Origin of the sequence: Bosea sp. PAMC 26642 (genome assembly GCF_001562255.1) — a bacterium.
Classification (GTDB): domain Bacteria; phylum Pseudomonadota; class Alphaproteobacteria; order Rhizobiales; family Beijerinckiaceae; genus Allobosea.
In genome coordinates this window covers 473,746-487,568 of record NZ_CP014301.1, presented here as the reverse complement: position 1 = coordinate 487,568, position 13,823 = coordinate 473,746, and the positions used below count along the sequence as shown (strand labels likewise).

General features: G+C 66.6%; 15 protein-coding genes. 3 read left to right on the top strand and 12 right to left on the bottom strand.

What is annotated here, in order from left to right:
* The first annotated feature begins 34 nt into the window (after positions 1-34).
* Both AXW83_RS02275 and AXW83_RS02270 read left to right on the top strand, forming a co-directional pair.
* The gene (locus AXW83_RS02275) at positions 35-889 is read left to right on the top strand and encodes an adenosylcobinamide-GDP ribazoletransferase (RefSeq protein WP_066610261.1); all 855 of its coding nucleotides are present in this window, start codon (positions 35-37) and stop codon (positions 887-889) included.
* On the top strand, positions 886-1,062 hold the full coding sequence (locus AXW83_RS02270) for a DUF1289 domain-containing protein (RefSeq protein WP_066610260.1): 177 nt from the start codon (positions 886-888) through the stop codon (positions 1,060-1,062). Before AXW83_RS02275 ends, AXW83_RS02270 begins: the two co-directional genes overlap by 4 nt.
* 4 nt (positions 1,063-1,066) lie before the next feature.
* On the opposite strand, the gene AXW83_RS02265 is transcribed toward AXW83_RS02270, so the two are convergent.
* Positions 1,067-1,570 (bottom strand): GNAT family N-acetyltransferase, encoded by a 504-nt coding sequence (locus tag AXW83_RS02265; protein ID WP_442855215.1) that lies wholly within the window; start codon positions 1,568-1,570, stop codon positions 1,067-1,069.
* A gap of 13 nt (positions 1,571-1,583) precedes the next feature.
* Entirely contained in the window at positions 1,584-2,417 is an 834-nt protein-coding gene (locus AXW83_RS02260) for a sulfite exporter TauE/SafE family protein (RefSeq protein ID WP_066610259.1), read from the bottom strand.
* Positions 2,418-2,735: 318 nt separating this feature from the next.
* On the opposite strand from AXW83_RS02260, the gene AXW83_RS02255 reads away from it, so the two are divergent.
* The gene (locus tag AXW83_RS02255) at positions 2,736-3,962 is read left to right on the top strand and encodes an SMP-30/gluconolactonase/LRE family protein (protein WP_066610258.1); all 1,227 of its coding nucleotides are present in this window, start codon (positions 2,736-2,738) and stop codon (positions 3,960-3,962) included.
* A 102-nt stretch (positions 3,963-4,064) separates the two neighbouring features.
* Here AXW83_RS02255 and AXW83_RS02250 read toward each other — a convergent pair whose 3' ends face one another.
* From AXW83_RS02250 to AXW83_RS02205, 10 genes are all read right to left on the bottom strand, one after another.
* Positions 4,065-4,775 (bottom strand): DUF1428 domain-containing protein, encoded by a 711-nt coding sequence (locus AXW83_RS02250; protein WP_066610257.1) that lies wholly within the window; start codon positions 4,773-4,775, stop codon positions 4,065-4,067.
* An 87-nt stretch (positions 4,776-4,862) separates the two neighbouring features.
* Positions 4,863-5,621: a DUF899 domain-containing protein gene (locus AXW83_RS02245; RefSeq protein WP_066610256.1), complete on the bottom strand. Its 759-nt coding sequence runs from the start codon at positions 5,619-5,621 to the stop codon at positions 4,863-4,865.
* A 147-nt stretch (positions 5,622-5,768) separates the two neighbouring features.
* A complete protein-coding gene (locus AXW83_RS02240; protein WP_066610255.1) occupies positions 5,769-6,209 on the bottom strand; it encodes an SRPBCC family protein in 441 nt (146 codons plus the stop codon).
* A 25-nt stretch (positions 6,210-6,234) separates the two neighbouring features.
* Positions 6,235-6,555, bottom strand: coding sequence for an ArsR/SmtB family transcription factor (locus AXW83_RS02235; RefSeq protein WP_236841796.1), 321 nt, complete (start codon positions 6,553-6,555; stop codon positions 6,235-6,237).
* Between the two features lie 72 nt (positions 6,556-6,627).
* Positions 6,628-7,089, bottom strand: coding sequence for a PaaI family thioesterase (locus AXW83_RS02230; RefSeq protein ID WP_066610249.1), 462 nt, complete (start codon positions 7,087-7,089; stop codon positions 6,628-6,630).
* 9 nt (positions 7,090-7,098) lie between these two features.
* Entirely contained in the window at positions 7,099-8,106 is a 1,008-nt protein-coding gene (gene dusA / locus AXW83_RS02225; protein ID WP_082766898.1) for a tRNA dihydrouridine(20/20a) synthase DusA, read from the bottom strand.
* Positions 8,107-8,149: 43 nt separating this feature from the next.
* Complete coding sequence (locus AXW83_RS02220) at positions 8,150-9,175, bottom strand: DNA topoisomerase IB (RefSeq protein ID WP_066610247.1); 1,026 nt, start codon at positions 9,173-9,175, stop codon at positions 8,150-8,152.
* Between the two features lie 99 nt (positions 9,176-9,274).
* A complete protein-coding gene (locus tag AXW83_RS02215; RefSeq protein WP_066610245.1) occupies positions 9,275-10,858 on the bottom strand; it encodes a sulfite reductase subunit alpha in 1,584 nt (527 codons plus the stop codon).
* Between the two features lie 205 nt (positions 10,859-11,063).
* Positions 11,064-12,860 carry a NirA family protein gene (locus AXW83_RS02210; protein WP_066619675.1) on the bottom strand — a complete coding sequence of 599 codons (1,797 nt, stop codon included), beginning with the start codon at positions 12,858-12,860 and terminating at the stop codon, positions 11,064-11,066.
* Between the two features lie 165 nt (positions 12,861-13,025).
* Complete coding sequence (locus tag AXW83_RS02205) at positions 13,026-13,817, bottom strand: ABC transporter ATP-binding protein (protein ID WP_066610243.1); 792 nt, start codon at positions 13,815-13,817, stop codon at positions 13,026-13,028.
* Positions 13,818-13,823: the final 6 nt, after the last annotated feature.

Sequence of the window (13,823 nt, the reverse complement as noted above, 5' to 3'; positions counted from 1 at the left end):
CGTCCACGAAGACAATCGAGGGTGCGAAGCCGGCATGGCCGAGGCTGAGAGGGAGGCCGCGGGCGAACCGCAGACGACCGAGCCCGCATGGCCCGGCTGGCTCGTCGCGACCGCGATCTGTATCCGGTTCTATTCCCGGCTGCCGGTGCCGCGGCTGCCCGGCGAGACCGACATTCACGCCTTGCCGGATTTCAGGCTGATCCCGCGCGCGGTGCCGTTTGCGGCGCTGGTCATCGCGCTGCCGGCGGCGCTGGTCATGCTGGCGGCGGGGAGCGCGGGCGTCGCCCCGCTGCTGGTCGCGACGCTCGCCGTCACTACGCTCGTGCTGACGACGGGCGCGCTGCACGAGGACGGGCTCGCCGACACCGCCGACGGGCTGTTCGGCGGGGCGACGCCGGAGCGGCGGCTGGAGATCATGAAGGACAGCCGCGTCGGCTCCTATGGCGCGTTGGCGCTGGGGCTGTCGCTGCTGCTGCGCGTGACGGCGCTGGCGGCGATCCTCGATGCGGCGGGTGTGTGGAGTGCAGCCGGCGCGATCCTGATTGCCGCCATGTGGTCGCGGGCCGAAGGGGTGAGGCTACTCGCAGATCAGCCGCCCGCGCGTGCGAATGGCGCGGCGGCAGCCGTCGGGCGGCCGGTCTCGCAGACAGGGTGGATCGCGCTGGCGCTCAGCGTTTTCATCGGGTTCGGGCTGCAGCTTACGACGTCTCTGCCGGCTTGGGGTCTGCCGCTCGGGCTCGCCCTGGCCAGCCTCGCCGCGACCGGGCTGGCACGAACAGCGCGACGGCTGATAGGCGGCCAGACCGGCGACATCATCGGCGCGGCGCAGCAGCTTGGCGAGATCGGGATCTATCTCGGATTCGCGCTGGTGTTGGGCGCGACGCGATGAGCCGCATTTCGACGCCCTGCGTGAAAATCTGCGTGATCGACCCGATCAACCGGCTCTGCGAGGGCTGTGGCCGGACGCTGTCCGAGATCGCGGCGTGGTCGAGCATGAGCGAGGCGGAGCGGTTGGCGGTGATGGCGAGGCTGGCGGAGCGGGGCGCCGCGCGGACGACATGACGCGTCAACGCGACTGGGTGTCCGGATCGTTCGCCATCTGCGCCAGCGCCTCCCCCGTCAGCCGGTAAAAGATCTTTTCCGTCTGCGCGACAGCACCAAGGCTTTCGTAGAACCGCAGCAGTCCGGGGTTTGCTGCGTCCGCTGTCCAGTCGATGCGCCTGTGGCCGTGAGCCAGCGCCAGTTCGGCGAGCGCCCGCATCAGGGCGCGGCCGATGCCGGCACCTCGCGCCGCCCTCGCGACATAGAGTTCCTTCAGGAAGAAGCCGGATTTCAGGCCGGGCCCCGGGTAAACGTTCGCCGCGAAGGCGAAGCCGACCAGAGCGGTGCCGTCATGAGCGACTAGGACCTCGATGCCCTGCGGCAAGCCCGCCAAGCCGGACAGGATATCGGCCCGGTCGGGACGGGGCACGCGGTAATGCGCCTGCATCTCGGCCATCAGATCGGCCAGGGAGCCATGCGCATCCGCGCCAAGCAGGCCGATCCGAACCGTCGCGCTGCCGCTCGTCACAAGTGCGCTCCGCTTAGAACACCAGCGACCAGAGGAAGCGCGCCGCCACCACCAGCAGGAAGATGCCGAAGGCGACTTCGAGCCTGCGCTTGGACAGCCGATGGGCCATGCGGGCGCCGATGGGGGCCAGCCAGATGCTGGTCGGGATCAGAAGAATGAAGCCTATCAGCGAGACGTAGCCGAGCGACAGAGGCGGCAACTGATCCATCTTCGGCCAGCCGGCATAGATGTAGCCGAGCGCGCCGGGAATCGAGATCAGCACGCCCAGACCCGAGGAGGTCGCGATCGCCTGATGGATCGGCCGGCCGTAGAAGGTCATGAACAGGCTCGAGAGCTGTCCGCCGCCGATGCCCATCAGCGCCGACAGCACGCCGATGATGACGCCGTAGATAGCCATTACGGCTTTGCCCGGCATCGTATCGGCGATCCGCCAGCGGTCGGATGCGAAGAGCAGGCGCATGGCGCTGAAGATGGCCACGACCACGAAGACGATCTTGAACAGGTCGGCGGGCGCATAGCGGGCGATGAAGCTGCCGCCGATGACGCCGAGCACGACCGGTACGGCCCAGATCTTGAGGATGTCGAGATCGACCATGCCCTTGGCGCGATGGGCGTTGAAGGAGCGGATCGAGGTCGGAATGATGATGGCGAGCGAGGTGCCGATGCAGAGCGGCATACGGACGTCCTCGGGCACGCCGATGACACGGAAGACCTCGTAGAGGATCGGCACGATGACCGCGCCGCCGCCGACGCCGAAGACCCCCGCGAGCATGCCCGTGAGCGCGCCGGCGGCAACGAGCGAGACGGCGAGGAAGACGAGATCGCCCAGGGGTATTCCAGCAAACATGAGAGCGGTCCGGCGGCGGAGGAACGCTGACCGTGTGGTCGATTTCCGCGCCTTGGGCAAGGCGCGGACGGCAGGGCCGTCATGCTGCCGGCACCGCAAAGGAAGCAAGACCCGGACCGGAACGGGCGGCATCTCATGCGGCTGCGGCAATGCTGCTCTGCCGTCATGAGGGCTCGACCGGTCGGGGAGACGCTGATGATCTGGCCTGCGCGCTCTTACGGCGCGACCCAGCGCAATCGCCGGAAAGGATGCCAAAGGCCCGAGATCAGCATAAAAACTGCTTAAATCGTTTCAATCAAAAAAACCAGGGAGGATACGATGGCAGACCCTATTTCCGCCGAAGATCGGCGCAGCCCGCTTTCGCGACGCCGATTGCTCGAAGCCGCAGGCGTCGGCGTGCTCGCCGCCGCAGCCGGCCCGGCGCTCGGCCAAACCGCGGCAGGCCCTGCGGCGCCGCCGAGCACGATCACCAATCCGCCACGCGACTTCAGCCGGCGCGGCGCGCCGACGACCTATTTCTGGGATCCCGACATCCTGACGATCGACCCCTCCTTCGGCGGCCTTGCGCAGCCCAACAGCGCGATCGAGCGCCTCTGGACCGGCGCGCTCTGGTCGGAAGGGCCGGCCTGGAACGCGCAGGGGCGCTATCTGGTCTGGAGCGACATTCCCAATAACCGGCAATTGCGCTGGCTCGAGGATGACGGCCGGGTCAGCGTGTTCCGCACGCCGTCGGGCAACAGCAACGGCAACAGCTTCGACTTCCAGGGCCGGCAGCTTTCCTGCGAGCATCTCAACCGCCGCGTCGTGCGCTACGAACTCGATGGCTCCGCGACGGTGCTGGCCGACAGCTTCGAGGGCAAGAAGCTGAACTCGCCCAACGACATCGTTGCCCATCCCGACGGGAGCTACTGGTTCACCGACCCGCCTTATGGCGGGCAGCTTTATGAAGGTGCGCCCGATATCGCCGGCGGCCCGAGCAACGCCAACGGCAAGATCAATCCCCGTCTCGGCCAGCCGCCAGGCATCGGCTTTGCGCGGCGCGAACTGCCGACGAACTGCTACCGCATCGATCCGACCGGACGCATCGATCTCGTCGTCACCGAGGCGCAGGTGCCCGATCCCAATGGGCTGTGCTTCTCGCCGGACTACAAGAAGCTCTATGTCGCCTCGACCGGCAAAGGTCCCGGCGACACCGGGCCCGGCGGCAAGGGCGACATCCATGTCTTCGATGTCGGCGCCGACAACAAGCTCTCGAACCAGAAGCTGTTCTCGGACTGCATCATCGACGGCATCGGCTGCGGGCCGGACGGGCTGCGCTGCGATGTCGAGGGCAATCTTTGGGCCTCGTCCAATGCCGGGCGCGCGGTGGGCTACAGCGGGGTCTCGGTGTTCAACCCGGCCGGGAAGCTGATCGGTCGGATCAGGCTGCCAGAGATCTGCGGCAACATCTGCTTCGGCGGGCCGAAGCGGAACCGGCTGTTCATGGCCGCGAGCCAGTCGCTCTATGCGGTCTATCTCGGGACGCAAGGGGCCGGACCGGGCTGAAGCCAGGCCGACGCACTAGCCCGAAACCTGCCGTCATCCCGGACAAGCCGCGTAGCGGCGCCGATCCGGGATGACGGCTCGGTTTTGGACGTACCAACTCGGTTACGCGTCAAGGATCGGCGCGAAGCCGCCATGGATCAGGCGCTTGCCGTCGAAGGGCATCTGACGCTGCATCCGCGGATCGGCCATCACCTTCGGCCAGCCGGCGTCGCGGACCGCCTTCGAGGGCCACTCGATCCAGGAGAAGACCACCGTCTCATCGTCGGTCGCCTTCACAGCGCCCTTGAAATCCGTGATCTTTCCATCGGGCACATCCTCGCCCCAGGTATCGACGACGCGTGCGGCTCCGTGTTCACACAAAATCGAGCCGTGGAGCGTCGCGAAGTCGCGATAGGCGTCCTTGTTGCCGGTTGGAACCGGCGCGACCATGCCGTCGATATAGGCCATGCTGTTGCCGGCCCCCTGATGCGCGAGCGAGGCAAAGCCGCCATAGATCATGCGCTTCCCGTCGAAGGGCATGTTGGCGCCCATCTCCTTCATGCGCGGATCGTCCATCATCTTCTGACTGGCGGCGTCGGCTGCTGCCTTGTCCGGATATTCGAGCCAGGAGAAGACGACGACCTCGTCGGGCGTCGCCTTCACGGAGCTTTTGAAGTCGGTGAGCTTGCCTTCGGGCACGTCATCGCCCCAAGCCTCGACCATCCGGGTGGCGCCGAACTCCTTGAAGAACGGCAGGGCGTCCGCGGCGTGTTTGAGATAGGCCTCCTTGTTCGCAGCCGGTACGGCGACGACGAAGCCTTGGACATAGGTCATGTTCTTTCCTCCTGTCTCTATCGAGGCCGGCAGGTTCCTGCGAGGCCAGGTTGATTGCGAAACAGTGTCGACGACCCGACGCCAAACTCAGCCGCAGCAGGACGCCACGGCCGTCAGCGGCAGGGTGGCCGGGGCGGCCGTAGCTAGAGCCGCCACGTCGTAGCGGTCATGGTGGCGCATCCAGTTCATGATCGCCGTTTCGTTCCGGCCCTTGGGCATCATGTCGAGAAAGTTGTAGGTGCCGACCAGCAGGTCGCAGCCGCGTCCGTAGGACGAGTAGGTGTGGAAGATCGCGCCGGTCTCGTCGCGCTGGAACACGCTGAAGCCGGGCATCTCGCCGCCCTCCCCGTCATGCATCGCGTAATTGTATTCGTAGCGGCCCGCAGAGCGCTCGGCCTCGCTCGGCGTGACGCGGAAATCGGAGTTGAAGTCGCTGCCGGCCGAGGAGACCCAGTCGAAGGCCCAGCCCATGCGTTTGCGGAAGGGCTGGAACTCGGCATAGGGCGCTCGCGACACCGCGACGAGGCTGACGTCGTGATGTTTGAGATGGAGGTTCGCGCCATCGAAATGGTCGGCGAGGAAGGAGCAGCCTTCGCAGCCCTCGCTCCAGCCCGGCGCGAACATGAAATGATAGATCAGAAGCTGGCTGTTGGCGCCGAAGAGATCGGCGAGGCTGAGGCGACCGTCGGGGCCCTGGAAGGCGTAGTCCTTCTCGATCCGGACCCAGGGCAGCGCGCGCCGCTCGGCACTGAGCACGTCGCGCTGGCGGGTGAACTCCTTCTCGCGGGCCAGATGCGTCTTGCGGGCGACGAGCCAGTCCTCGCGGGATACGACAGGATGTTGCATCGGTTTTACTCCCTTGCTGTGATGCAGCCTTGCGCTCCGACACAGGAGCCCGGCTGCGTTTCCCCAGTCTTCATCCGGCGCTGGTCTGCGCCCGGCATTCGGCGATCTCTTCGGTCCAGTCTTGCGCATCGCGCCGGCAGAACCGCGTCAGGCGAACAGCTCTTCCAGCTTGACCATCGAGCCGGTCCAGCCATGGGTGTGGCCCTTCACGGCCTGCTCATCGAAGAGCTGTTCGTGAAGCAGCGTCAGGATGGTGACGTCGCCGTCGGGCTTCAGCGTCACCGTGACGCGCGAGACGCGCTCTGGCGTCGTGACCCAGGACCAGCTGAAGACCAGGCGCTCGTTCTCGACGACCTCGTGATAGGTGCCCGAGACCTGATGGCGCTCGCCGGTATTCTCCAGCATGACGACGCGGTAGACGCCGCCGACCCTGACATCGAGTTCGGCTTCCAGCGTCTCGACATTCTCCGGCCCGAACCAGCGGGCGAGCAGCTTCGGGTCGGTCCAGGCGCGATAGATCTCCGCCGGGCTGGCATTCAGCCGGCGCTTCATGGTCAGGCTCGGCGTGGTCGCGGCGGCATCGTTCATCGGTTCGTCCCGCGGTTGTCGAGCCTCAGGGGGCATCCTTGCGCTGCTCGGCCAGCATGGCCTCGAGCGCATCGAGGCGCTGCGTCCAGAAGCGCTGATAGCGTGCGAGCCAGCCCATCGCCTCCTCCATCGGTTCGGCCTTGAGGCGGCACGAGACCGTGCGCCCCTGCTTCTTCCGTTCGACCAGACCGGCATCCGAGAGCACATCGAGATGCTTCATGATCGCCGGCAGCGAGACCGAGAAGGGTTTGGCCAGCTCGCTGATCGACAATCCGTCCTCCCCTTCGAGGCGCGCCAGAAGCGCACGCCGCGTCGGGTCGGACAGAGCCGAGAAGGTGCGGTCCAATTGAGTCTCTTGAAACTTAACCATTGAGTTAAGTTTAAGCGCGCAATCGGCCGTCGTCAAGCCCTGTCCGGCTCAGTCGGCCACGCCCTCGCGCCCGGCGATCGTCATGCAGGTCGCCGTCATCATGGCGCAGAGTTTTTCCGTTCCTCCAGAAACTGCGAAGACCTCCGCCATCGCCAGCGTCAGGGTACGGCCCGCCTTGACCACCCTGCCCTTCGCCACGAGGCGATCGCCTGCCGCAGGTGCCAGCAGGTTGATCTTGAACTCGGCGGTGAGGACCCCGGCTCCCGCCGGCATCACGGTCAGCGCGGCATAGCCGCAGGCGGAATCGGCGATGGTCGCGACCGCGCCGGCATGGACGAAGCCGTGCTGCTGCGAGAGATGCGGCGAGACCGGCATCTCGATCTCGACCTCGCCGGCGGTGACATGAACGAGCCGCGCACCGATCGTCGTCATGAACGCCTGCTTGGCGAAGCTCGCGGCGATCCGTACGGCGATCTCGTCTCGTGTCGGCGCAGGGCTGGCTGTCGGCATGACGAAGTCCTATTCGGCAGCGAGCGGCATGTCGTCGTATCGCGCGACATGCGCCACCGCAGCGCGCAGATCGGCAAGCCCCGCATCGGTACCGACGCAATGCTCGGCCAGATGCCGGCGAAAGGCCCGCGCCCCGCGCCGGCCCGGAAACAGGCCGACGAGATGGCGCGTGAAGGCATGCAGCCGGCCGCCGGCTTCGAGATGGGCGGCGATATGCGGCTCCAGCGCCTCCAGCATGGCGAAGGCATCGGCAACCGGCGCGGCATCGCCGAACAGCTGCGGATCGACGCAAAGCAGGATTTCCGGGTTCTGATAGGCCTCGCGGCCGATCATCACGCCATCGAGACAAGCGAGATGGCCGGCCCAGTCGTCGGGCGCACGGATGCCGCCATTGATCGCGACGACGAGATCGGGGTTTGCTGCTTTGAGCCTGTAGGCACGCCCGTAATCGAGCGGCGGCACCTCGCGGTTCTCCTTGGGCGAGAGGCCCTGCAGCCAGGCCTTCCGGGCATGAACGATCAGGGCATCGACGCCGGCCGCACGTACCGACACCGTCAGCGCATCGAGCGCTTCCTCAGGATCCTGGTCGTCGACGCCAATGCGGCATTTCACAGTGACGGGGATCGCGACAGCGGCCTTCATCGCCGCAACGCAATCGCCGACGAGCGCCGGCTCGCGCATCAGGCAGGCTCCGAAGGCCCCGCCCTGGACGCGGTCGGAGGGGCAGCCGCAGTTCAGATTGATCTCGTCATAGCCGAAATCAGCGCCGATCCGGGCGGCCTGCGCCAAGAGCGCGGGATCGTTGCCGCCGAGTTGCAGAGCGACCGGGTGCTCGATGGCATCAAAGCCGATCAGCCGCTGGCGATCGCCCCGGATCACGGCCTGCGCCGTCACCATCTCGGTATAAAGGCGGGCGCGGCGCGACATCAGGCGATGGACGACGCGGCAATGCCGGTCGGTCCAGTCCATCATGGGGGCGACGGAGAAACGCTGATCCTGTGGTGAAAGGCGGCTCATGCCTGCCCATTATCGCAAAAGGCGCGGCCGCGCATCCCGTCCGCTACGCCGCCACCAGCCCCAGCGCCCGTTCGATCCGCGAACAGCCGGCGCGGGCGCGGGCCTTTTCGTAGCAGCGCTTGAGCTTACCGCTGGCATAGGAGCTGACGACGATGGCGTGGACGTAACTCTTGCGGACCACGGCGGGCGTGTTGACCAGCCGCTCCGAGATGGCGCGCATGATGTCGGCGAGCTGGCGCTTGCGGCCGGTCTCGCTGGCGATCACCTCGCTGGCCAGCAGCAATTCGGCGGCGGCTGCGTTGGCGGCCAGCATCCGCAGATCCTTGCTGCTGATGGCGAGGCCTGAAACGCGCTTGAGATAGGCGTTGATCTCGCTCGCATTGAGCTGCGCCACGGTGCCGTCGTCGCGGCGGTATTGCAGCAACCTGTCTCCAGGCAGCGTCATGATGCGGGTGAGCGCCCTGGCCAGCGTCTGGTCCTCGGTGGCGCAAGAGACGTCCTTGCGACTCTTGCCGCGGAAGGCGAGCTCGATCCGGCTGCCCTTGATCGCGACATGGCGTTTCAGCAAGGTCGAGGCGCCGTGGCTGCCATTGGTCTTGGCATAGGTCTCGTTGCCGACGCGGATGTGACAGCGGTCGATGATCGCGGCGGCGCAGGCGAGCGCCTTCTCGCGCGTCAGGCTCCTGTCCTTGAGGTCGCGGGCGACGGCGGTGCGCAGTTTCGGCAGCGCCGCTATGAGCTGGCTCAGGCGCTTGAGTTTCTTGCGCTCGCGAACCTTGTCCCATTCGGGGTGATAGCGGTGCTGGACACGGCCTGCCTCGTCATGGCCGACCGCCTGGAGATGCGAGCGCGGGTCGGCTGCGATGCGGACATCGACATAGGCGGGAGGGATGGCGAGCGAGCGGATGCGGGCGAGTGTTTCCGTATCCCTGACCGGTTTGCCGTCAGCGTCGCGGTAGGAGAAGCCCTTGCCCGCCTTGCACCGCCGGATCGTCAGCGCGGCGGCGTCCGTTCGTTTGAGACGGATCGGTGCAGCAGGCTTTTCGCGTTTGGCGGCTGTGCTGGGCATGGCGGCGTCCCGATGGATGCGATTTCCTCGCGGGAGATAATCGCGCGAGGGCCATGCGGGTTCCGCCGATGCGACAGGCTGCGACGCCGAGACGTGATTTCAGTACACGTCCGCCTGATAGCGCCCGGCCTTCTTGAGCGCAGCGACATAGGCCACCGCCTCGTCGGCCGAGCGCTTGCCATGCTCGGCGACGACATCGACCATGGCGCGCTCGACATCCTTGGCCATGCGCTTGGCGTCGCCGCAGACGTAGAAATGCGCGCCCTCCTCCAGCCAGGCGAAAAGCTCGGCGCCGCGCTCGCGCATACGGTCCTGGACATAGACCTTAGCCGTATCGTCGCGCGACCAGGCCAGCGTCAGGCCGGTCAACACACCCTCTTCCTTCATCGCGTTGAGCTCGTCCTCGTAGAAGAAATCCGTGGCGCGGCGCTGGTGGCCGAAGAAGAGCCAGTTCCTGCCCGTCGCCCTCGTCGCCTTGCGGTCGTGCAGGAAAGCGCGGAAGGGCGCGATGCCGGTGCCGGGACCGCACATGATGACGGGCGTGTTCGGGTCCTGCGGCAGGCCGAAGCCATGGGCGCGCTGGACATAGACCGGCACCTTGTCGCCGGGCTGGACGCGCTCGCCGAGATAGGTCGAGGCGACGCCCCAGCGCGGGCGGGTGCCGACCTTGTAGCGCACCGTATCCACCGTGAGCGAGATCTGGCCGGGCGTGGCGTTGATCGAGGACGAGATCGAATAAAGACGCGGCTGGAGCGGGTCGAGCGCCTCGACGAAGGCCTCGGGCGAGAGCCTCGCATTGCCGAATTTGTGCAGCGTGCCGAGCACGTCGAGCCGGTCGAGATCACCGTCCGGGTCCTCGCCCGCCGCCAGCCGCTTCGCCTTGGCGCGGGTCTCGCCGCCGGTGACGTAGGAGATGAGCTGGAAGAGTGCGTCGGGTGCTGGGCCGAGCGCGACGTCGGCGACAAGGATATCCCGCAACGTCTTGCCGTTGATGAGCGCATCGGGCCGCGCGCCCAGCAGCGCGATCACGGCGTCTGCCAGACGCGGATCGTTTTGCGCCACGATGCCGAAGGCGTCGCCGACGATGTAGTCGAGACCGCATTCCGAAAGATCGAACTCGACATGCCAGGTTTCCTTTTCGGAACCCTCGCCATTGAGCTTGCGTCGAGACAGGAAGGTCGCCATCGCCGGGTTTTCGCGCGAGCGGCCGACGGGGCCTGCGGGCGCAGCGGGAGCCGCCTCGGTCGAGGGCGCGGCGGGGGCGGAACCGCCCTCCTCCACCAGCGTCTTCAGCATCCGCAGCGTGTCCTTGCCGCCGGGCGCGCAGAGGTTGAGGCGGGGCTCCTTGCCCTCGGCGATCGCGGCCGAATAGGTCTCGCAGACATAGCCGCATTGGCCGCAATCCTGCTGCGCCATCGCCGCGAAGAGCTTGCGCGGCATGGGTTTGCCCTCGGCGAGTTTCATCCGCTCCGGCATCTCCATCGCCGGATCGTGCCAGGGCGCGCCGTCATCGGCCTCGCCCATGACGGCGGCGTTCTCAGCGGGCGAGAGCGCGGTGACGCCGGCATTGTCGAGCGAGAGCAGGCCAGCGAAGAAGCCGTTCAGCCAGGAGCGCTGCTCCTCGCTGAAAGGCGCGGTCTCGGGCAGGACCTGAACGATGGGGGATGGGGTTTGGAGGGTCATCGAACGAACTCGCGTGCCGAGCAGAACGCCGGAGCCACGACAGCCCCCTCCGCCCGCTTGCGGTGGGGAGGGTTGGGGTGGGGGGCAGTGCCGCCTGGTGACGCCGTCGGGATTTGTCCTGCACGCCCCCCCATCCCTAACCCTTCCCCACCGCAAGCGGGGGGAAGGGGACCGGAATCCCTGGCGCCAAACTTCAGAAGGACGCTCATGCCGCCTCTCCCATCTGCGCGACCAACGCCTGCAGCGCCTCGATCTCGTGGCGACGGGCGAAGGAGACGAAGCTTTCCTCGGGCGTGGCGCGATGGGCTTGCCAGGTCCGCAGCACGGCCTCGACCAGTGCCGGCGCCTCCTCGGCCTTGACCTTCTCGCGGAAGGGACGGGCCATGCCGCCGTCGACGCCGTAGCCGCCACCGACGAGGAGGTCGTAGCCGGGCACCGTGTCGCCCTCCTCGTTGATCGGGACCTTGGCGCCGATCAGCCCGATATCGCCGATATAGTGCTGGGCACAAGAGTGGTGGCAGCCGGTCAGGTGGATGTTGACGGGCGTATCCAGCGTGATGCGCGGTTCGCAATGGGCGGCGATGGCGAGCGCGTCCTCCTTGGTGTGGGCGGCGGCGAATTTGCAGCCGGTGGCGCCGGTGCAGGCGATCAACCCGGCGCGCAGGATCGAGGTTTCCGCGGAGAGGCCGATCGCGATCAGATTTGCGACCACATCGTCGACCTTCGCGTCGGGTACGCCGGAGATCAGCAGGTTCTGCCAGACGGTCAGGCGGATATCACCATCGCCGCTCGCCTGCGCGATCGCGGCGATGGTGCGCATCTGGGCGACGGTGAGCTTGCCGACAGGCAGCGCGACGCCGATCCAGTTCAGGCCGGGCTGGGCCTGCCTGTGCACGCCGATATGGGCGAGGCGGTCATAGACCGGGCGCGGCTTCACGAAGGCGGCCTCTAGGCGGATCAACTTGCGATCGAGCTTCTCCTCGACGGCGGCAAGGAATTTGTCGAAACCCCAGGCGTCGAGCACGTATTTCAGGCGCGACTTCGCCCTGTTGGTCCGGTCACCATTGGCGATGAAGACGCGCACGATCGCGTCGGCCACGGCGACTGCGTCCGAGGGAGCGACGATCACGCCGGTGTCGCGGGCGAGATCGTGATGGCCGGTGATGCCGCCGAGCGCGAGGCGATACCAGATGCCGGGCGCGACCGGCTCGCCGTCGAAGCTTGCGCCCTCGATAACGTCGATCGCCTGGAAGCCGATGTCGTTGGTGTCCTCCAGCGTCGCGATCGAACCTGCTCCGTCGAAGGCGACGTTGAATTTTCGCGGGAGCCCATAGAGCGAGCGGTCGTTCAGGATGTGGTGGTGCCAGGCGCGGGCATGGGGACGCGTGTCGAGCAGTTCGAGCGGGTCGATGCCGGCGGTGGCCGAACCCGTGACGTTGCGGATGTTGTCGGCGCCGGAGCCCTTGGCGGTCAGGCCGAGATCCGACAGGCCCTCGATCAGCAGCGGCGCGTTCTCGGCCGAAATTTCACGCACCTGGAGATTGGCGCGGGTGGTGACGTGGCTGTAGGGGCCGCAAAGTTTTTCAGTCAGATCGGCGACGCCCGCAAACTGCCAGGCCTTGAGGATGCCGTTGGGGATGCGCAGGCGGCACATATAGCTGTTCTGCGCCGGGGCCACATAAAACAGGCCGTGATAGCGCCAGCGGAAATTGTCCTCGGGCTTCGGGTAGGTGCCGGCTTCGGCCTGCGTCTTGAAGCGGGCATAGGCGTCAAACGGGTGCTCGGCGGCCTTCCACTTCTCCTGGTCGGCAAGCTTGCCGCCGGCCGCGACGGTTTTTGCCTGAGCTTCCTGATGCTCCCGGTCGGGTCCGGACGGCGCAGCCTTGCCGGCTCCTGGCGCACCGCCGAGCGGGCCGAGCCCGCGTGCGGTACGGGCAGACTGCATGCCGCTCATGAAGCCTTCGAGATAGCGCTTCTGGTCGGGAGTGAAATCGTCGCTCATGGCTTTGCTTTTCACGATCGGGGAAGGCGACGCCGTCGCCTCCATCCGCCACCGTCATCCCGGGCTTGACCCGGGATCCATCATAGGGCTCGGCAGCGCTCTAGGATGGATCCCGGATCTCCGCTTCGCTGCGTCCGGGATGACGTGGAGGGTGACAAAGAGGGTTCACGCCGCCTCGACGAAGCGGTGGCGTTCGTAGAGGAACTTCAGCACCGCCTCGCGGGCGGCGATGTAGGTGCGGTCGGCGACGAGGTCGAGGCGCTTCCGCGGGCGCTCCAGCCGCACGTCGAGCACCTCGCCGATGCGGGCCGAGGGGCCGTTGGTCATCATCACGATGCGGTCCGAGAGCAGCACGGCCTCGTCGACGTCATGGGTGATCATGATCATGGTGTTTCCCAACGACGCATGGATCTGCATGATCGAATCCTGCAGATGGGCGCGGGTCAGGGCGTCGAGAGCGCCGAAAGGCTCGTCGAGCAGCAGGATCTTGGGTTCCATGGCCAGCCCGCGGGCGATGCCGACGCGCTGCTTCATGCCGCCAGAGATTTCGGCAGGGCGCTTGTCCCTGGCATGGGCCATCTGGACGAGGTCGAGATTGTGCATGATCCAGTCATGCCGCTCGGCCTTGGATTTCTTGCCCCCGAAGACCTTGTTCACGGCGAGCGCGACATTGTCGTAAACGGTCAGCCAGGGCAGCAGCGAATGGTTCTGGAAGACGACGGCGCGCTCGGGGCCCGGATCGCGGACCTCCTTGCCTTCGAGCAGTACGGCGCCGGACGTGATCGGCGTCAGCCCCGCGATGATGTTGAGCAGGGTCGACTTTCCGCAGCCGGAATGGCCGATCACCGAGACGTACTCGCCCTTCTCGATGTCGAGGCTGATGTCCTTGAGGACGTTGGTCGAGGAACCACCGTGCTGGAAGGTCTTCTCGACATGGTCGATCTTGAGATAGCTCATGCTCGC